The 18,961-nt window shown below is 71.5% G+C and carries 18 protein-coding genes; 6 read left to right on the plus strand and 12 right to left on the minus strand.

Features of this window, described 5'->3' with window-relative positions; genetic code table 11:
* Positions 1-121: 121 nt before the first annotated feature.
* The gene (locus OG788_RS13475; RefSeq protein ID WP_406370967.1) at positions 122-961 is read right to left on the minus strand and encodes a nucleotidyltransferase family protein; all 840 of its coding nucleotides are present in this window, start codon (positions 959-961) and stop codon (positions 122-124) included.
* Positions 962-1,236: 275 nt separating this feature from the next.
* Here OG788_RS13475 and OG788_RS13480 point away from each other — a divergent pair, with 275 nt between their 5' ends.
* Positions 1,237-1,653 (plus strand): RidA family protein, encoded by a 417-nt coding sequence (locus OG788_RS13480; protein WP_356470393.1) that lies wholly within the window; start codon positions 1,237-1,239, stop codon positions 1,651-1,653.
* On the opposite strand, the gene pip is transcribed toward OG788_RS13480, so the two are convergent.
* Both pip and OG788_RS13490 read right to left on the minus strand, forming a co-directional pair.
* Complete coding sequence (pip, locus tag OG788_RS13485; RefSeq protein WP_356757211.1) at positions 1,647-2,612, minus strand: prolyl aminopeptidase; 966 nt, start codon at positions 2,610-2,612, stop codon at positions 1,647-1,649. The genes OG788_RS13480 and pip overlap by 7 nt on opposite strands.
* A 9-nt stretch (positions 2,613-2,621) precedes the next feature.
* Entirely contained in the window at positions 2,622-3,380 is a 759-nt protein-coding gene (locus OG788_RS13490) for a uracil-DNA glycosylase (protein ID WP_406376740.1), read from the minus strand.
* Positions 3,381-3,602: 222 nt separating this feature from the next.
* Between OG788_RS13490 and OG788_RS13495 the strand changes: the two genes are divergently transcribed.
* Entirely contained in the window at positions 3,603-4,328 is a 726-nt protein-coding gene (locus OG788_RS13495) for an RNA-binding S4 domain-containing protein (RefSeq protein ID WP_406370970.1), read from the plus strand.
* An 80-nt stretch (positions 4,329-4,408) separates the two neighbouring features.
* Here the strand turns inward: OG788_RS13495 and OG788_RS13500 are convergent, their stop codons facing one another.
* The 3 genes from OG788_RS13500 to OG788_RS13510 form a co-directional block, all read right to left on the minus strand.
* Positions 4,409-4,861 (minus strand): DoxX family protein, encoded by a 453-nt coding sequence (locus OG788_RS13500; RefSeq protein ID WP_406370971.1) that lies wholly within the window; start codon positions 4,859-4,861, stop codon positions 4,409-4,411.
* A gap of 176 nt (positions 4,862-5,037) precedes the next feature.
* Positions 5,038-5,727, minus strand: coding sequence for a class I SAM-dependent methyltransferase (locus OG788_RS13505; protein WP_406370973.1), 690 nt, complete (start codon positions 5,725-5,727; stop codon positions 5,038-5,040).
* A 119-nt stretch (positions 5,728-5,846) separates the two neighbouring features.
* Positions 5,847-6,833 carry an acyltransferase domain-containing protein gene (locus tag OG788_RS13510; protein WP_406370975.1) on the minus strand — a complete coding sequence of 329 codons (987 nt, stop codon included), beginning with the start codon at positions 6,831-6,833 and terminating at the stop codon, positions 5,847-5,849.
* A gap of 93 nt (positions 6,834-6,926) precedes the next feature.
* Between OG788_RS13510 and OG788_RS13515 the strand changes: the two genes are divergently transcribed.
* On the plus strand, positions 6,927-7,238 hold the full coding sequence (locus OG788_RS13515; RefSeq protein WP_351548089.1) for a DUF6343 family protein: 312 nt from the start codon (positions 6,927-6,929) through the stop codon (positions 7,236-7,238).
* A 102-nt stretch (positions 7,239-7,340) separates the two neighbouring features.
* On the opposite strand, the gene OG788_RS13520 is transcribed toward OG788_RS13515, so the two are convergent.
* The 4 genes from OG788_RS13520 to OG788_RS13535 all read right to left on the minus strand — a co-directional run bounded on the left by OG788_RS13520 (position 7,341) and on the right by OG788_RS13535 (position 11,111).
* Positions 7,341-7,721 carry a tetratricopeptide repeat protein gene (locus OG788_RS13520; RefSeq protein ID WP_406370977.1) on the minus strand — a complete coding sequence of 127 codons (381 nt, stop codon included), beginning with the start codon at positions 7,719-7,721 and terminating at the stop codon, positions 7,341-7,343.
* 50 nt (positions 7,722-7,771) lie between these two features.
* Positions 7,772-8,380 carry a dephospho-CoA kinase gene (coaE, locus tag OG788_RS13525; RefSeq protein ID WP_406370979.1) on the minus strand — a complete coding sequence of 203 codons (609 nt, stop codon included), beginning with the start codon at positions 8,378-8,380 and terminating at the stop codon, positions 7,772-7,774.
* 87 nt (positions 8,381-8,467) lie between these two features.
* Entirely contained in the window at positions 8,468-9,406 is a 939-nt protein-coding gene (locus OG788_RS13530; RefSeq protein ID WP_351548102.1) for a PAC2 family protein, read from the minus strand.
* A gap of 178 nt (positions 9,407-9,584) precedes the next feature.
* On the minus strand, positions 9,585-11,111 hold the full coding sequence (locus tag OG788_RS13535) for a flavin monoamine oxidase family protein (RefSeq protein WP_406376741.1): 1,527 nt from the start codon (positions 11,109-11,111) through the stop codon (positions 9,585-9,587).
* A 299-nt stretch (positions 11,112-11,410) separates the two neighbouring features.
* Here OG788_RS13535 and OG788_RS13540 point away from each other — a divergent pair, with 299 nt between their 5' ends.
* On the plus strand, positions 11,411-12,373 hold the full coding sequence (locus OG788_RS13540; RefSeq protein ID WP_406370981.1) for a right-handed parallel beta-helix repeat-containing protein: 963 nt from the start codon (positions 11,411-11,413) through the stop codon (positions 12,371-12,373).
* Positions 12,374-12,463: 90 nt separating this feature from the next.
* On the opposite strand, the gene rpsA is transcribed toward OG788_RS13540, so the two are convergent.
* On the minus strand, positions 12,464-13,963 hold the full coding sequence (rpsA, locus tag OG788_RS13545; RefSeq protein WP_351550729.1) for a 30S ribosomal protein S1: 1,500 nt from the start codon (positions 13,961-13,963) through the stop codon (positions 12,464-12,466).
* 321 nt (positions 13,964-14,284) lie between these two features.
* On the opposite strand from rpsA, the gene OG788_RS13550 reads away from it, so the two are divergent.
* Both OG788_RS13550 and hrpB read left to right on the plus strand, forming a co-directional pair.
* Entirely contained in the window at positions 14,285-15,145 is an 861-nt protein-coding gene (locus tag OG788_RS13550; RefSeq protein ID WP_406370983.1) for a class I SAM-dependent methyltransferase, read from the plus strand.
* A gap of 222 nt (positions 15,146-15,367) precedes the next feature.
* Complete coding sequence (gene hrpB / locus OG788_RS13555) at positions 15,368-17,956, plus strand: ATP-dependent helicase HrpB (RefSeq protein ID WP_406370985.1); 2,589 nt, start codon at positions 15,368-15,370, stop codon at positions 17,954-17,956.
* On the opposite strand, the gene OG788_RS13560 is transcribed toward hrpB, so the two are convergent.
* Positions 17,946-18,938, minus strand: a complete 993-nt coding sequence (locus tag OG788_RS13560) for a DUF3068 domain-containing protein (RefSeq protein WP_406370987.1) — start codon at positions 18,936-18,938, stop codon at positions 17,946-17,948. The two genes, hrpB and OG788_RS13560, sit on opposite strands and share 11 nt — an antisense overlap.
* Between the last annotated feature and the right edge of the window lie 23 nt (positions 18,939-18,961).

Raw genomic sequence — 18,961 nt, forward strand, 5'->3', positions numbered from 1 at the left:
CGAAGGGTTATTCGCCCCGGCCGGTTGCCCGCGCGGTCCCCCGCCCCGTTCGGGATCGGCCCGGGAGAGGCGCCCTCCGCTCCGCGGCGACCTCGTCCTCAGCCCTTCGGGGACAACTCCCTCACCCCTGGGGAGAGAACGGCTCCGGCTCCACTGCCGCAGCGAAGAACGCCTCAGCGTCGGAGACGACGGAGACAAGTGATCCGGGATCCGGCCGCGCGCCCGCCACGAGGTCGTCCACCCCTCGCAGTCCCGCCCGTTCCAGCAGCCTCTTCTCGTTCGTCACCCACTCCCCGCGGGCCGCGAGCACCGCGTGACCGGTCTGCATGGCGGCTGTCGCCAGGGCTCCCGCCACCTCCGTGAGCCGGCCGGCGGGCGCGTGGTGGGCCTTCGCGTAGGCGAGCGTGGCCCGCGCGGTGCCGTACCAGCGTGCGGAGGCGGAGGCACGCAGCTCGGGCGGATAGACACGGGGGCGCGGCAGGTCGTCGCCGCGCAGGACGCGGTTGACCGCGAGTTCGGCGACGACCAGGTAGGTGGGAATTCCGGCGAGGTGGAAGAGGAGGGGCTCGACGCGGAAGCGGCCGGACCGCGCCTCCGCCACCTCGCGCTCGACGACGTCGAGATCCCGGTAGTGCACGTCGACCCGACGCCCGTCGACGGTGAGCCAGGCACCGCCGTTGAACACTCCGCCGCCCCAGCCGCCGATCTCGGAGACCTCCCCCTGCCAGCCGACGGCTCTGAGGTCGTCGGGGTCGAAGGCGCCCCGGTAGTAGACCGCCAGATCCCAGTCGCTGTCCGGACCATGGGTGCCCTCGGCCCGGGAACCGCCGAGGGCCACGGACCGGACCGCCGGGAGGGCGGCGAGCCGGTCGGCGACGTGCGCGAGGAACTTCTCGTCGTCCGCGTTCACCGTCTCGTCGTCCGCGTTCACCGACACAGACCTCCGCTTCTCGGTGTGCATGGGACGAGGATGCTGCCGGGGTGGCACCGGCGTCGACCCGGTATCCAGCGGCAGCGGGTGCCCTGGTCGGCCCTGGTCCAGGTCGGACCGGCTTCACCCGGGCGGCCCGGCCCACGGCGGAACCGGGCCGTCCCGCCGCCGCCTGGCCCGTCGGACCGGGTGTCCCTGCCTCCGTTCGGCCTTCCGGGTGCCGGGCGGTAATTCGGATGCGGGCGCCCGCGCCGAACCCGCATCATCGGCAGGTTGTCCCTCGCCCCATCGACAGGGAGACCTCCATGGTCCAGCGCGTCACCGTTCCCAGCCTCTTCGCGCCGCCCGTCTACGCGCACGCGTCCGTCGTCGAGGCGGGGACGAAGCTGGCCTTCCTCGCCGGGTCCGTGCCGCTCGACGCCGACGGGAAGCTGGTCGGCGCGGGCGATCCCGTACGGCAGGCCGAGCAGGTGCTGGCCAACCTCGACGAGCAACTACGCGCCGTGGGAAGCGACATGGCCCATGTCGTGTCGACCGATGTGTACGTCGTCAGCGGTGAACCCGCCGTGCTGTCCGCGGTCTGGGAGGTCGTCGAGGCGTCCGGGCTGAGCATCGGTCCGCACTCCTCGACCCTGCTCGGGGTGGCCTGCCTCGGGTACACCGGCCAGCTCGTGGAGATCACGGCGACCGCCGTCGTACCCGAGGCGGAGCCGGCTCACTGACGCGAGGCGTACTTGTCCGTCGCCGCCACCAGCGCGTCCACCACACCGGCCGCCCCCGTGGTGTGCCCGACGTCGTCCACGACGGTCAACTCGCTGCCGGGCCAGCGATGGTGGAGCCGCCATACCGTGCCCAGCAGATTCCCGAAGTCGAGGCTGCCCTGCACAAGGGTCCCCGGGATGCCCTTCAGCAGGGGCGCGTCGCGGATCACGACACCCTCGTCGTTCCCGTCCCCGAGGAAGTGGTCGTTGCCCCAGTAGTGCGTGACCGTACGTGCGAAGCCCATCCGGAAGCGGGGATCCTCGTAGCGCTCCACCGAACGCGGGGGCGCCGGGACGATCGCCGTCTCCCAGTCGGTCCAGGCCCGGGCCGCCCGCGCCCGTACCTCGGGGTCGGGCGACTCCAGCAGCCGGTTGTACGCGGCGGCGAGGTTGCCGTCCCGCTCCCGCTCGGGCAGTTCGGCGAGGAACCGCTCGAACGCCTCGGGATAGAACTGTCCGAGTCCCCTCGTCAGCAAGGCCACTTCGGCGTTCGAGCCGGTGGCCACCGCGGTCAGCACCAGTTCGGAGACGGCGTCCGGGCACGTCTGCGCGTACCGCAGCCCGAGCACCGACCCCCACGACACCCCCCACACCAGCCACCGCCGGATGCCCAGGTGCTGTCGCAGCAGCTCCAGGTCCCCGATCGCATGGGCCGTCGTGTTGACGGCCATGTCCGTCCCGTACGCGGCGGCGTGCGGCGTGGAGCGGCCGCTGCCGCGCTGGTCGAGCAGCACGATCCGGTACGTGGCGGGGTCGCAGTAGCGCCGGTACCGAGGGCCGCAGCCGGAGCCCGGACCTCCGTGCAGCATGACCGCGGGCTTGCCGTCGGGGTTCCCGCAGACCTCCCAGTACAGACGGTTGCCGTCACCGACGTCGAGCATGCCGTGGTCGTACGGTTCGATCTCCGGATACAGCCCCATCGCGCGAGGCTAACCCGACGGCGGGCGGGTCGTCAGCCCCGCCGCCTCCGCCGCCGCGCTCAATACCTCCCGCAGCATCGCGGGCGTGAGCCGCCCAGTGAAGGTGTTCCGCTGGCTGACGTGAAAGCACCCGAAGAGTTCGATGGCGGAGGAGTCGGGGACGGCGACAGGGGGGTCCGGCTCCGGCCTCCGTGCGAGCGTCACCCGTGCCCCGTGCGTGAACACCGGACGCGGCCGGGGCACCGTCCACCCCGCCCCGGCGAAGGCGGGCAGGGCGGCCTGCCAGCCGAAGGCCCCGAGCACGACCACCGCCCGCAGCGTGGGCCGTAGCAGCTCCAGTTCCCGTACGAGCCAGGGCCGGCAGGTGTCCCGCTCCGCGGGCGTCGGTTTGTTGGCGGGCGGCGCGCAGTGCACGGGAGACGTGACGCGTACGCCGTGCAGCTCCAGTCCGTCGTCCGCGCTCACCGAGGTCCCCAGCGACGCGAGGCCGACGTCGTGCAGCGCCGCGTAGAGCACGTCGCCCGACCGGTCCCCCGTGAACATCCGCCCGGTCCGGTTCCCGCCGTGCGCCGCGGGCGCGAGCCCGACGACGAGGAGGGAGGCGTCGGCCGGGCCGAACCCGGGCACCGGACGCCCCCAGTACGTCTGGCCGGCGAATGCGGCGCGCTTGGTGGCGGCCACCTCCTCACGCCACGCGACGAGCCGCGGGCAGGCCCGGCAGCCGGCGATCCGCGCGTCCAGCGCGGCAAGATCAGCCGGGCGGGGCAGACCCCCTCCCGGACCGGCCGAAGCAGCCGGACCGGGGGAACCCGCCGGACCGGTCACAACAACCGGGCCAGGGGAATCCGCCGGAGCGGGCGCAACAACCGGACCCTCTTCGTTCGGACCGCCGCTGTCCACGCCACCACCGTACGACCGGATGCATCCGGGGTGGTCCGAGCGACGGAAAAGGCATGCGGCGCTCCGGACCCCGGGCATTAGAGTCGAGACATGGCTTCTCAGGGTGCTGACGGGGAGATGAAGGGCGCGGGCACCGGCGGCGCGCGCGGCTCGGGCGACGAGGAGGCCGCCACGGCCACGTCCGGGGCGTCGTCCGAGACCGCTGCCGCCAAGGCCGCCGCCGTGATCGCCGCCGCCGGGGCAGGACCGGCCGGCGGCGAGAGCGTGCGGGTCGACAGCTGGATCTGGTCCGTCCGTCTCGTCAAGACCCGTTCGATGGGTGCCACGGCCTGTCGGGGCGGTCATGTTCGGGTCAATGGCGAGCGCGTCAAGCCCGCGTACTCGGTACGCGTGGGGGACGAGGTACGCCTGCGGCACGAGGGCCGGGAACGGGTCGTCGTCGTGAAGCGCGTGATCCGCAAGCGGGTCGGTGCGCCCGTCGCCGTCGAGTGCTACGTCGACAACAGCCCGCCGCCTCCGCCGCGCGAGGCCGTGGCCCCGGCGGGCCTGCGGGACAGGGGTGCGGGGCGTCCGACCAAGCGGGACCGCCGCGAGCTGGAGCGTCTCCGGGGGATGCAGGCGGGCTCGTCCGGCCCGGTCAGCTCCTCCGGCCCGTCCACCGGCACGACGGGATCGACCGGGTCCGGGGGCGGTTCCCGCCGCTCGGCCGGTCCCCGCTGGACCGGTCCTCCCTGGGCCGGTCCGCGCTCCTCCGGTTCGGCCGGTTCATCGGGTTCGGCCGGTTCATCGGGTTCGTCGGGCACCTCGGGCACCTGAACCTTCGGAAGGCCGACGTGCGTCGTACGACGTCGAGGGCTCCCCCGGTCCCGGGGGAGCCCTTCGTCCTTCCCGCGTCGTCACACCCGGCGTCCCGCCCGCCGGCGTACCAGGCGGAGCAGTTCGGTTGTGTGGCCGCGCCGGGCCCAGGCGATCAGGGCGAGCGGCAGGATCAGGATGAGCGGGGTCGCCACGTACGGGCCGTGGACGACGGTGACGTTGACGATGAACGCGCCGACCATCAGTGCGCTGAGCGCCACCGCGGCCACCGAGTCCAGCAGCGGGATCAACAGGGCGATGCCTCCCGCGAGTTCGAGCGCGCCGATGATGTACATGCCCGTGTGGCCCCAGCCCAGCTTGTCGAACGACTCCGTGGCCGAAGGGTGGGCGATCAGCTTGGGAAGGGCGCTCGCGAACGCGTAGAAGAGGCCGAGGACGACCTGGAGGGCGGTCAGGGAGATACGGGCACGGCGGGAGCGGGGCGCGGCGGCGGCCTGAGCGGTGGCGGCGAGGGGAAGGGTGGTCTCGGACACGGTGGTCTCCTGTGTGAAGCGGTGGCTGCTGCTTTCACAGAGACAGACCGGGGACCGGCCGGGAACTCATCGGTGTCCAGCGGAGTTTGTGCCGCCCGGGCGGCACGGGCCTGCTCCGCGGGCTCACCCAGCCGCCGGGCCTCCCCGGCGGCTCCGTTCCCCTTGCGCCGGGTCCCTCACCCCTTCACCGCCCTCACCCACACCCCGTCGTCCGTCAGATACCGGTCCACCTTCAGGCCCGCCTCCCCCAAGGCCTCCTCGAAGGCGTCCTTCGTCAGCGGGCGGGACAGGAACGTCTGGGTCCAGGTGGCGTCAGGGAACACGTACTCCGCGTGGATCGAGTCGACCCCGTCCCCGACGGGCTCGGCGGACACGATGCGTACGGCGAAACCGGACGGGTCGGTGCGCTCGCGCGGCACGTCGGTGTGCCAGTCCTCGCCCTCGCGCTGGAACAGCACGCAGCCGTCGTCGGCGACATGGCGGACACAGGTGTCCAGCAGCGCCCGCCGCACCCGGACGTCCCCGGCGTGTATGAGGAACGACGCCAGCAGCACCACGTCGAACGTCTCGCCGAGATCCAGGTCCTCGATGGCGCTGCGTACCGTGCGCGCCCCGCGGACGTGCTCCAGCATCTCGGCGGACTCGTCCACCGCCGTGACCGTGAACCCGAGCTCCAGGAGCGGGTGGGTCATCCTCCCGACCCCGCTGCCCAGCTCCAGGACATGCGCGGCGGCGGGCACCGCGGCGGTGATGATGTCCGGTTCGGTTCCGACGGGCAGGCGGGTGTAGAGCTCGACCGCGCAGCCGTCCGGTGTGATGGCACCGGGTCCCGTGCCCTCGTATCCCTGACGCTTCTCGATCCTCATACCCGTCCAACGGACGGCTTCCGCAAGCCCGTTCCCTTCCATCATCACTCGTTCGGGTGACATGTTCGAGGGACACCAGTCCGAGCGGGAGCCGTGCTCCCGGGCCACGGCGGGAGGGACTACAGCGCGAACCAGCCGCGCCCTCCGTACCAATGTCCGCCCGCGCGCAGGTGGTCCACCACCGCGCGCTCGACGCTGTTGCGCCGCGGCAGTTCGTCGAGCGGAATCTCCGGATCGCCGAAGACGAAGCCGACGGGCACCGAGTCGTCCGGGCTCGTCTCCTCTCGGTCGATGTCGAAGCGGTCCTGGAAGCGGATGATGTTGGAGTCGGCCGGCAGATACCGCTTGAGCTGCGGGTCGAGCAGCCAGGAGTTGCAGACGGCGACCTCGTGGCGCTCGTCGGGGTAGTGGCGGGCGAAGAACTCCCGGGCCAGGGCGAGCGAACGGTCGCACGCGGACGGGGAGAGGGGGCCGCGGAAGTCGGTGATGTGCAGGCTCAGGCAGGGGTCGCCGGGGCCCAGGTCCAGCCCCGCAGCCGCGACGGCACGGCCCGTGCGCCGCCCCAGGAGCGCCCGCTGGAACTGGAGCCGGCCGAGCTGGAACAGCTCACCGTGGAAGTGCAGGGCTATCCACCAGGGGAACAGCAGCCCGGGGCCGCCCGCCCTTCTGTGGTGCACGGACACATGCCGGCCGAGGTCGGCGAGCGTGCGCCGGGAGACGTCCTCCGGGACACCGCGCTCACGGTGATGGGCGCGGACGTGCGGCAGCGCCGCTACGAAGACGTACAGATGGAAGCAGCGCCCGAGTGCTCCCGTCGTCGCGGGGAACGCGGGCGGCTCCCAGCCCTTGCCGATCTCTCCCATGTCCCGGACGAAGCGGGTGACGCAGCGCGCCAGGAGCGTCATGGCCTCCGGGTCCGCGGCCAACCGGTCCCGCAGCGCGACGAGTTCGTTGATGTGCTCGTGGGGTACGGACAGGTCGAGCAGGACGTCCGGCAACGTGTCGGCGTCCGGGAGCGCCGCTTCCCGCGGGGCTGGGCACTCACTCTCCAGGTCTCTGAGCCATTCGGCGAGCCTCGCGTCCGCCCGCAGCGCCTTCAGCAGCACCGTCGCCTCCCCCGGCGGCCGCCGTCCGGACCGCTCTCCCTTGGTGAACGTGCACCACGAAGAGTACGTTTCCCTGTAGGAGTAGTGATCCTGATGCGTACGGGCAGTGAACCGGTGACAGCGCGGAGTGCTCTGCGGATGCGCTTCTGGCTGAGTGTCTGGGGCCTGATCTGGGCCATTTTCGGGACGGTCGCGTTCGCCCTCGCCGGGCGGCCGGGATGGGCGGCCGCGTGCGGCCTGCTCTGGGTGATCGTCACCGTCGACATGACCATGATCCTTCGGCACATGAGACAGGGCCCGCACTATCAGCCGGGGCGTGACGTCCCGCCGTACGAGCCCGTGGACGACCGGTATCCGTACCGGCCGCCGGAGCGCCGACGCCCGTCGAGGCCGTCGCACCCCTGACGCGGCACTGCTGCCGCCCTGATCGGCGGCATCGCGCGCAAGGAGCCGCGCACGTCTCCGCCGTGTGCCGGCGGGCCGCGCCCGCGTCCCGGCGTCGACCTGCTACGCGTCGAACCGTGCCGCTTTCAGGTACTGCGGCTTCGGGTCGAGTGCGGCCGCCAGTCTGAAGTGGCGCATCGCCTGCTCGGGGCGTCGCTGGCGCTCATAGGTCCGGGCGAGCGCGAAGTGCGCGAACGCGTTGTCCGGCTCGCGCTCCAGGACGATCGTGAACTCCAGCTCGGCGGGGCGCAGTTGCGCGGCGGCGAAGAAGGCACGCGCGCGCAGCAGCCGGGCCGCGGTGTTCTCGGGATGCGAGGCGATGACAGGGTCGAGCAGCTTCACCGCGCCCCGCGGGTCGCGCGCGGCGAGCAGTTGCTCGGCGGCGCGGAAGTCGATGACGTGCGTCTCCGGAGTGCGTCCGGTCGATCCGCTGGTCTCGGGCACGGCAGAGTCCTTCCCTCGCTGGAAGGGTTCAACGCCCCTGGCGAGGGCCGCTATTCCTGGGGCCGGCGGGCCCTGCGCACGAGATCGGCCCATACGTCCCGTACGCGCCGCTCCAGCTCCTCCAGGGGTACGTCGTTGTCGATGACGACGTCCGCGATCGCCAGGCGCTTGTCGCGCGGGGCCTGGGCGGCCATGCGGGCGCGTGCGTCCTCCTCGGTCATGCCGCGCAGGCGGACGAGGCGGTCGAGCTGGGTCTCGGGGCGGGCGTCGACGACGATCACGAGGTCGTACAGCGCGGCCAGGCCGTTCTCCGCGAGCAGCGGCACGTCGTGGACGACGACGGCGTCTTCGGGGGCGGCGTCCTCCAGTGCGCGCGAGCGGGCGCCGACCAGGGGGTGCACGATCGCGTTCAGGACGGCGAGTTTCTGCGGGTCGGCGAAGACGATCGAGCCGAGCTTCGGCCGGTCGAGGCTGCCGTCCGGGGCGAGTACGTCCGTCCCGAAGGCCTCGACGACCGCCGTCAGTCCGGGAGTTCCGGGCGCGACGACCTCGCGCGCGATCCTGTCCGCGTCGATCAGCACAGCGCCGTGCTCGACGAGCAGCCGTGACACTTCGCTCTTGCCGGCGCCGATACCACCGGTCAGGCCCACCTTCAGCATGTCCCGCAGCTTAGGGCCTGCCACTGACGGGCCGTCCGCCAGGGAGCGCCCCGGGCATCCGGATGTCCGGGAGCCCGGGAAGAGGGCTCAGCCCTCGCCTTCGCGCTCCGCGAGGAATCGCTCGAACTCCTGGCCGATCTCGTCCGCCGAGGGGATCTCCACCGGTTCCGCCAGCATGTTGCCGCGGGTCTCGGCGCCCGCGGCGGCGTCGTACTGGTGCTCAAGACCCTGGACGAGCGCGACGAGCTCCTCGTCGCCCTCCTGGATCTGGCGGTCGATCTCCGTCTGGGTGCGGTGCGCCTCGGTCCGCAGGCCGTGGGCGATACCGGGAAGCACCAGACCGGTCGCGGCCGTGATGGACTCCAGGACGGTCAGCGCCGCGTCCGGGTACGGGGAGCGGGCGATGTAGTGCGGCACGTGCGCGGCGACACCGAGGACGTCGTGACCGGCCTCCATGAGGCGGTACTCGACGAGGGACTCGGCGCTTCCGGGGACCTGCGCCTCGTCGAAGGGGCTGCGGTGGCCAGGCACCAGGTCGGTGCGGCTGCCGTGCGGGGTGAGACCCACGGGGCGCGTGTGCGGGACGCCCATGGGGATGCCGTGGAAGTTCACGGAGAGACGGACGCCGAGCCGTTCCACGATCTGCTGGACGGCGGCGGCGAAGCGCTCCCACTCGGTGTCCGGTTCGGGTCCCGACAGCAGCAGGAAGGGCGCTCCGGTGGCGTCCTGGACGAGCCTGACCTCGAGCGTCGGCTCCTCGTACTCGGTCCAGCGGTCCCGCTTGAACGTCAGCAGCGGGCGGCGGGCCCGGTAGTCCACGAGACGGTCGTGGTCGAAGCGGGCCACGACCTGGTGGGGCAGCGAGTCGAGCACCCGGTCGACGATCTGGTCGCCGGTTTCGCCCGCGTCGATGTATCCGTCGAAGTGGTAGAGCATGACAAGACCGGCCGACTCCTGGGCGAGCGCCATGTCGACCACGGCCAGGCCCTTCGGCTCCCATGCGTACAAACCCTGCGGATCAAGCACTGTGACCGCTCCTCCTCGTGTTCGTACTGCACAACGTGGTGCGGAGCACGGACATTCCCGTCCCGTGCTCCGCACCGCTGCCTCGTGCCGGTCTCTCAGCCTCCACGACGGGCTGGAAAGAGTTCCGGGGACGGTGAGGGCACCGTCGGCGGACCGCCACCAGCACAGCACACCTGTGTTACGCGGACAGCACGCGCGCGTGGAGCGCGGTGACGGCGTTGCGGGCGGACGTGAAGGCGCCGTGCTGCCAGGCGTCGGCGTAGCTGAGCCAGTCGCCCGCGAAGTAGACCCGCCCGGTGGGCCGGTTCAGCGGCTTGTAGCGGACGTCGTCGGGCCCGCCGGGGGTGTTGTGCCAGGCGCCTTCCAGGTGCGGGGTCTGGCGCCAGTGGTGGGAGAAGGACGAGTCGAGTTCGGTGCGGTACTTCTCGCCGTAGATCTTCACGCCGGCGGCCACCGCGCGCTTCTCGCGCTCCTTGGGGGTGAGCTTCGCGTACGAGTCGGCGTCGGAGCCGTAGTTGTAGTAGCCGATCATGACGCCGCGCCGGCCGTGGAAGCCGTACGAGGGGTGCCAGATGTGGGTGACGTCCAGGTCGGTCTCGGTGATACCGCCGTAGATCCGGTGGTCGAGCTCCCACCAGCGGGACCGGTATTCGAGGCCGATCTTGCCCGCGGACTGCGGGGTGATCGCCTCCAGGGCGCTCTGGACGCCGGAGCCGAGGTTGTGCGGGATCTTGGCGAGGATGTTGGGCGGCAGAGCGCCGATGCAGAAGTCGGCGTCCAGGGTCCTGGTGCGCCCGCCCTGGGTGTACGTGACGGTGACGCCGCTTCCCCTGTCGGTGATCCGGGAGACCGCCGCTCCGGTACGGATGCGGTGGGCCCCGATCGCCCTGGTGAGCGCCTTGGGTATCTGGTCCATGCCGCCCACCGGCTGGAACATCAGCATCGCCTGGTCGAATTCGAACTCGAAGGAGAAGTACCGGCCGACGCCGGAGGCGAAGACCTCGGAGGCGCTCGGGACGTCACCGAGGAGCACGCCCGGGGTTCCGGCGGCGGCGGGGACGGTGGTGTAACCGCGGCGCGGACCTCCCTCATAGGTGAGCTTGTCGCCGAGTTCGCCGAAGTCCTTCAGGAACTCGACGAGCCTCTCCTGGTCGGCGGCCGTCAGCTCCTTGTCCAGGGCGCCCTTGTCGGTGGCCTTGGCCAGCAACTCGGAGACGTAGCCGTAGACATCGGCCTTCGCGGTCCGGTGGCGCATCGGCTTGGTCATGCCGGCCGACTCGTTGTACATGTACGCGTCCGCGTTCGTATTCGTGAACACTTCGACGGGGACGCCGAGTTCCCGGCAGTAGTCGAGGGTGACCATCCACTGCGGGAGGCGGGCCGGACCCGCGTTCATGTACTGACCCTCGCTGAACCGGGCCGTCTGCGTGTTGCCGTACAGGTCGGTGGTCGAATCACCGCCGCGCACGGTGAAGTTGCGGCCACCGGTGCGGTCTCTCGCCTCCAGGACCGTACAGTCGTAGCCCGCCTTGCCGAGCTCGTACGCGGAGGCGAGACCCGCGATGCCGCCGCCTACGATCACGACCTTCGCGGCCCCCCTCCCGGAGAGCGTGAAATCGCCCGACTTCGGTGCACGGAAGGGCTGTTCACGTTGGGCGGCCTGCGCGGTGGGCGCGAGACCGAGGGCTCCCATGGTGGCGAACATCGCGCCCGCGCCGCCGGTCAGACCGACGTTGCGCAAGAACGCCCGCCGACTCGCCGCTGTCGATCGCTCGTGTGCTGCCATGCCTTCGACTCCCCTCACGATCTTGAATGACCCGGGGATCCTGGCAACGGCCTGTTACGGCCCGGCAGTTACTCGTGTATCCGCCACGTTTCTCTCCGCGCACACCGGCCTGGTCCAGACCTTGACGCGACCCCGCCACCCCCTTACGTTCAGATGGGCACCCGAAGTTCATGTACGAGAACCTCTTTCTTACGAACCGACGGGAAGGTCACCCCCACATGCGCATCCCACGCACGCTTCTCCTCCCCCTGCTCGGCGCGACGGCGGTCACGGCCGGGGCACTGGCGGCGGCTCCCGCGGCGAACGCGGCCCAGGTCATCGAGGTCTCCACCGCCGCCCAGCTGAAGTCGGCCCTCACCTCGGCGGCCCCCGGCGACACCATCCACCTCGCGGACGGCACGTACACCGGCAACTTCAAGACGACGACAGCGGCGAGCGCGGGTTCCCGCATCACAGTCAGCGGCTCCTCGAAAGCCGTCCTCACGGCGGGCGGCGGCTATGGACTGCACCTCAACGGCGCCTCGTACTGGACGGTCCAGGGCATCACCGTCACCGGCGGCCAGAAGGGCATCATGATCGACTCGGCGAAGGGCGTCGTCGTCGACAGGGTCACCGTCCACGGGCTCGACATGGAGGGCGTCCACTTCCGCAACTCCAGCACGGACGGCGTGATCAGCAACTCGACGATCTACGACACCGGCAACGACGGCCGCGGTATGGGCGAGGGCGTGTACGTGGGCACGGCCGGCGGGACCTCGGACAAGAGCGACCGCGTCCAGATCACCGGCAACACGATCGGACCGGACGTGGGCGGCGAGAACGTCGACATCAAGGAGGGCACCACAGGGGCGCGCATCACCGGCAACACCTTCGACGGCAGCGGCCTGACCGGCGCCAACTACGACGACTCCTGGGTCGACGTGAAGGGCAACGACGTCCTCGTGGAGAACAACAAGGGCACGGCGACGACGAACGACGGCTACGAGACCCACACCCAGCAGTCCGGCTGGGGCTGCGGCACGGTGTTCCGCGGCAACGCCTCGGACCTGCGGGGCGCCACGGGCGACAAGCAACTGGCGGTCAACGTCACCAACTACGGCACGGGCTGCAGGACCACCGTGTACGCCTCCAACACGGTGACGGGCGGCAAGGGGCTCACCAACATCACGGTGACGCCCTGACGCACTCCCGGAGAACGACCCCCCATGGAAGTGGGCCCGCACCGAATCGGTGCGGGCCCACTTCTTTGGCTACTTGCTAGCGGAGAGCTTTCAGCTCTGGCCGCCGGCGAGCTTCTCGCGGAGGGCAGCCAGCGCCTCGTCCGACGCCAGGGCGCCGGAGTTGTCGTCCGACTCCGAGGAGTAGGAGCCGCCGCCGGAGGCAGCCGGAGCCGCACTCGTGGAGGTGGCACCCTCGGCCTCGGCCTGCGCGTCGGCCTCGCGGGACTTGATGACCTGGGCCTGGTGCTGCTCGAAGCGCTGCTGCGCCTCGGCGTACTGCGTCTCCCACACCTCACGCTGGGACTCGAAGCCCTCGAGCCAGTCGTTGGTCTCGGGGTCGAAGCCCTCGGGGTAGATGTAGTTGCCCTGGTCGTCGTACGACGCGGCCATGCCGTACAGGGTCGGGTCGAAGTCGACCGACGCCGGGTCGGCACCGAAGGCCTCGTTGGCCTGCTTCAGCGAGAGGCTGATGCGGCGGCGCTCGAGGTCGATGTCGATGACCTTGACGAAGATCTCGTCGTTGACCTGGACGACCTGCTCCGGGATCTCCACGTGGCGCTCGGCCAGCTCGGAGATGTGGACCAGACCCTCGATGCCCTCGTCCACACGGACGAACGCACCGAACGGGACGAGCTTCGTGACCTTACCCGGGACGACCTGACCGATCTGGTGCGTCCGGGCGAACTGCTGCCACGGGTCTTCCTGCGTCGCCTTGAGCGACAGCGAGACACGCTCGCGGTCCATGTCGACGTCGAGGACCTCGACGGTGACTTCCTGGCCGACCTCGACAACCTCGGAGGGGTGGTCGATGTGCTTCCAGGAGAGCTCGGAGACGTGCACCAGACCGTCGACGCCACCCAGGTCCACGAAGGCACCGAAGTTGACGATCGAGGAGACGACGCCGGAGCGGACCTGACCCTTCTGGAGGGTGGTGAGGAACGTCTGGCGGACCTCGGACTGGGTCTGCTCCAGCCAGGCACGGCGGGACAGGACCACGTTGTTGCGGTTCTTGTCCAGCTCGATGATCTTGGCCTCGAGCTCCTTGCCCACGTAGGGCTGGAGGTCGCGGACACGGCGCATCTCGACGAGAGAAGCCGGCAGGAAGCCACGGAGGCCGATGTCGAGGATGAGTCCACCCTTGACGACCTCGATGACGGTGCCGGTGACGATGCCGTCCTCTTCCTTGATCTTCTCGATGGTGCCCCAGGCGCGCTCGTACTGGGCGCGCTTCTTCGAGAGGATCAGGCGGCCTTCCTTGTCCTCCTTCTGGAGAACAAGGGCCTCGATCTCGTCGCCGACCTTGACGACCTCGTTCGGGTCGACGTCGTGCTTGATCGAGAGCTCGCGGCTCGGGATGACACCTTCGGTCTTGTAACCGATGTCGAGCAGGACCTCGTCCCGGTCGACCTTCACGATGACGCCGTCGACGATGTCGCCGTCGTTGAAGTACTTGATCGTCTCGTCGATCGCGGCGAGGAATGCTTCCTCGTTACCGATGTCGTTGACCGCTACCTGCGGCGTGGTAGAGGTGGTCTCGGTGCTGCTCGTCATGTGGGAAAGGGCTCCGGTACGGACAGTGAGTCGTAGGTACTGCTTACGCCGGGAGCCCGTTTCGCTCTGTAGAAGGCCGGACAGCCAAGGAAGCGCCAAACCCGGCAAACCGGGTAGGCGCCTCGAAAACCGAGGGGACATACATACAGATGCGAGCGCAGCCTGCTACGTCTGAGGAGCGCAGGCCCGCAGCGCAACTTGTAGCATACGGGGGCAGCCGGGCAGGGTCAATGCGCGAAGGCGCACACCCGGGGCGGATCGCCGCAATCCCGGCACAAGACCTGTCTCACAAGGCCACGCGGGCAGTAGGACGCCTCTTTCGTGACACGCCCGAGACGGGTTGGACGGAAGAGTACGACGAGGGAGCCGATCATCCAAGAGCCCGAACCGTTCGAACCGGAAGCCACCCGACGTGATGCGGACCTCATCGAGAGTTCCCGGGCGAATCGGGGCTGGTGGGACCGGAACGCGGACGACTACCAGATCGAACACGGCACGTTCCTCGGCGACGACCGATTCGTGTGGTGTCCCGAGGGACTGGACGAGGTGGAGGCCGAGCTGCTCGGCCCTCCGGAGGACCTCAAGGACAAGGACATCCTGGAGATCGGCGCCGGCGCGGCACAGTGCTCGCGGTGGCTGGCCGGGCAGGGCGCGCGTCCGGTGGCCCTGGACCTCTCCCACCGCCAGCTCCAGCACGCCCTGCGCATCGGGGGCACCGTCCCCCTGGTGGAGGCGGACGCGAGCGCGCTGCCCTTCGCCGACGGCTCCTTCGACCTCGCGTGCTCGGCGTACGGCGCGCTGCCGTTCGTCGCCGACCCGGTGCTGGTGCTGCGGGAGGTCCACCGGGTGCTGCGCCCGGGCGGCCGTTTCGTCTTCTCGGTCACGCATCCGGTCCGCTGGGCGTTCCCGGACGAGCCGGGTCCCGAGGGCCTGACGGTGTCCGCGTCCTACTTCGACCGCACTCCGTACGTGGAGCAGGACGAGGAGGGCCGCGCGGTGTACGTCGAGCACCACAGGACGGTCGGCGACCGGGTGCGCGACGTGGTGGCCGGCGGTTTCCGCCTGGTCGACATCGTCGAGCCCGAGTGGCCCGCCTGGAACACCCAGGAGTGGGGCGGCTGGTCCCCGCTGCGCGGCAGCCTCGTTCCGGGCACGGCGATCTTCGTCTGCGAGCGGGACTGACGTACGGGCCCCGGTCCGAAGGGCCGCGAGTACCGGGCTGCGGCCCGCACGGCTTCGAGTGAAGAGGCACGCGCGCGTGGGCGTACGAGGGCGCACGCGTACCGCACGCGCGCGTGCCCCTCGTACCGATGACGCGCCCCGCCCGCGCAAAGGGCCGTCCCGAGGCTCGTGGGCGGCCGGTTCGACGCCGGTACGAGTTGACGCCCGTACGAGACTGGGGGCGTGATCCGTTACGACGCCCTGGACGTGCTGCCCGTACGTGGTGCCCTGCCCGGTCTGGACGATGCCCTGGAGGGGCACGGCAGCGCGGTACTGGTGGCGCCGCCGGGCACCGGCAAGACGACGCTGGTGCCGCTGGCCCTGGCGGGTCTCCTGGACGGCGGGCGCCCGGCGCGCCGGGTGGTGGTGGCCGAGCCCCGGCGGATCGCGGCCCGGGCCGCCGCGCGGCGGATGGCGTGGCTGCTGGGCGAGCAGGTCGGCGAAAGCGTCGGCTTCACGGTGCGCGGGGAGCGGGTGGTCGGCCCCCGCGCGCGCGTGGAGGTCGTCACGACCGGGGTCCTGCTCCAGCGGCTGCAGCGGGACCAGGAGCTGGCGGGCGTCGACGTGGTCGTGCTCGACGAGTGCCATGAGCGGCATCTGGACGCCGACACGGTGGCCGCGTTCCTGCTGGACGTGCGGGCCGCGCTCCGGCCCGAGCTGCGGCTGGTCGCCGCGTCCGCGACGACGGACGCCGGGGGCTGGGCCCGGCTGCTGGGCGACGCGCCGGTGGTCGAGGCCGAGGGTGTCTCGTATCCGGTCGAGGTGGTGTGGTCGCCGCCCGCGCGCCCCGTACGGCCGCCGCACGGGATGCGGGTGGACCCGGCGCTGCTGACGCATGTGACGTCCACGGTGCGGCGGGCGCTGGCCGAGCGCTCGGGGGACGTCCTGTGCTTCCTTCCCGGGGTCGGCGAGATCGCGCGGGTCGCCGGGCAGCTGGGCGGTCTCGGGGACGTCGATGTGCTTCAGGTGCACGGGCGGGCTCCGGCCGCCGTGCAGGACGCGGTGCTCGCGCCCGGTGCGCGGCGCCGGGTGGTCCTCGCGACCTCGGTGGCCGAGTCGTCGCTGACGGTGCCCGGGGTGCGGGTGGTCGTGGACGCGGGACTGGCGCGGGAGCCGCGGGTGGACCACGCGCGCGGGCTGAGCGCCCTGGCGACCGTACGGGCCTCTCAGGCGGCCGGACGCCAGCGGGCGGGGCGGGCCGGGCGTGAGGCACCGGGCGCGGTGTACCGGTGCTGGGCGGAGGCGGAGGACGGCCGTCTGACGCGGTTCCCGGCGCCGGAGATCAAGGTGGCCGATCTGACGGCGTTCGCCCTCCAGGCGGCCTGCTGGGGCGATCCGGAGGCGACGGGGCTGGCGCTGCTGGACCCGCCGCCGGGCGGTGCGATGGCGGCGGCGCGGGCCGTCCTGTCGGCCGTGGGCGCGGTCGACGCCGCGGGGCGGGCCACGGAACGCGGCGTGCGCATGTCCCGCCTGGGTCTGCACCCCCGGCTCGCCCGGGCGCTGCTGGACGCGACGCCGGTGGTGGGCGGGTCGCGGGCCGCCGACGTGGTCGCCCTGCTGAGCGAGGAGCCCCCGCGCGAGTACGGCGACGACCTGGCCGCGGCCTGGCGCACCGCCCGGCGCGGGGGCGACGCCTACGCGGCCCGCTGGCGCACCGAGTCGCGCCGTCTCCGCTCCGCGGCGGCCGGCGCCGGGCCCGCCTCCGGCTCCCCTTCTTCTCCCCCGACGCGTGCGGGGGGCCCGGAGCACTCAGCCGACGGTGACCGCGCGCCGGCGGACGGCGGGGCACGGGAGCCCGGGGACGACCGGGTCGTGGGGCTGGTCGCCGCGCTGGCGTTCCCGGAGCGCGTCGCCCATGCGCAGGGCGGCTCCCATCTCATGGTCAACGGAACGCGCGCCGACGTCGGTGAGGGTTCCGTCCTGCGCGGTGCTCCCTGGCTCGCGGTGGCCGTCGCCGACCGTCCCGTCGGCAGGGGGCACGCGCGCGTGCGGCTCGCGGCCGTCATCGACGAGCGGACGGCACGGCGGGCCGCCGACGGCCTGTACTCCGAGGGCGACGAGGTCCACTGGGCCGAGGGCGATGTCGTCGCACGGCGGGTGGAGCGGCTGGGGGCGGTGGAGCTGGCCGTGCGGCCGTTGCGGAACGCGGACCCCGGGCTCGTACGGGAGGCGCTGCTCGAAGGACTGCGGGAGGAGGGCTTCGGTCTGCTGCGGTGGTCGCCGGACGCCGAGGTGCTGCGGCAGCGGCTCGCGTTCCTTCGCCGGCGGCTCGGTGACCCGTGGCCGGACGTCTCGGGCGAAGCGCTCCACGCGCGCGTGGAGGAGTGGCTGGAGCCGGAGCTGAGCCGTTCCCGGCGCCGGGCGGACCTGGGGCGGATCGACGCCGGGCAGGCGCTGGCCCGGCTGCTGCCCTGGGCCACGGGGGAGGCGGCCCGGCTCGACGAACTCGCTCCCGAGCGGATCGAGGTGCCGAGCGGTTCGAGGATCCGCGTGGACTACGCCGACCCCGGGCAGCCGGTGCTCGCCGTGAAGCTGCAGGAGATGTTCGGGCTGCACGCGTCGCCCGCCGTCGCCGGCGTGCCCGTTCTCGTGCATCTCCTCTCCCCCGCGGGCCGGCCCGCCGCGGTCACCGCCGATCTCGCGTCCTTCTGGAAGGACGGCTACAAGGGCGTACGGGCCGAGCTGCGCGGCCGGTACCCCAAGCATCCGTGGCCCGAGGACCCGGCGACGGCCGAGCCGACGCGGTTCACGAACGCGCGGCTCAGGCGCTGACGGGCTCGGGGTCGGCCGCCGGAGCGGGTGCCGCGCCACCGGGCCTGCGGCTCCGGGCCTCCAGGTACAGCGAGAGGGACAGCAGGGCGGCGCCCAGGAGCAGGAAGCCCCAGGGGAGGTAGGAGGTCATCATCAGGACCAGGGTGCGGTTCGACTTGACCAGGTCGACTGTGTGCCTGATGTAGTCCTCCCGCATCTTCACGTGCCCGGCGAAGGCGGTCACCTTGTCCCGGTCGCCCAGGAGTGTGCCGCCGCGGAGTTCCTCCTTGTGGATCTCCTCGCCGTAGACGGGCGCTCCGGTGACCGGCTCGACCCAGAACCGGCGGACGGTGGTGTACCAGCGGGTGGTGCCGGTCTTGGCGACGGACTCCGGGGTGATGCCCTGGACGGGCATGACCTTGGGGAACTTCACCTTCGTCCAGGGGATGGTCTGCTCGAAGTAGTAGACCTCGACGCCCCGGAAGGTCTTGGTGCCCTGGTAGTGGATGGGCGCGGAGGTGCGGGTCTGCGCGTCGAAGTACTCGTAGTCGCGTTTCTCCGTCCGGAAGGGCCATTTGAACTCGATGCCCTGGCGGGTGACGGGGTCGCCGTCGACGGACTCGCCGGTGGCGTGGACGGGGTCCTGGCTGTGGGCGTCGAAGATGTAGCGCTCGGGGAGCTTGGAGACCATCTTCCCGTCGGGGCCCTGGACGTAGGAGAGGGAGTCCCAGACGACGACGTCACGGCCCGCGGTCCGCTCGATCCTCTCGGAGGCCTCCACATTGCCCTTGAGGGTCTGCACGACGGTGACCTTGGAGACCTTCCGGGCCTTCATGGTGCCGTAGTCGAGGAGGGTGGCGTCCTTCGCCTCCAGCACCATGTCCTGGTACTGGTTCGCCGGGATCTTGGCCAGGCGCGGGAAGGCGTACCAGCGCAGCAGCGGGGACAGCGCCGTGAAGAACACGGCGAGCGCGAGCAGGATCAGGCTTGCCTTGCGGCGCATCTCGACGGCCCTCCCGGTGCGTG

The sequence above is a fragment of the Streptomyces sp. NBC_00647 genome (genome assembly GCF_045207245.1).
Classification (GTDB): Bacteria; Actinomycetota; Actinomycetes; order Streptomycetales; family Streptomycetaceae; genus Streptomyces.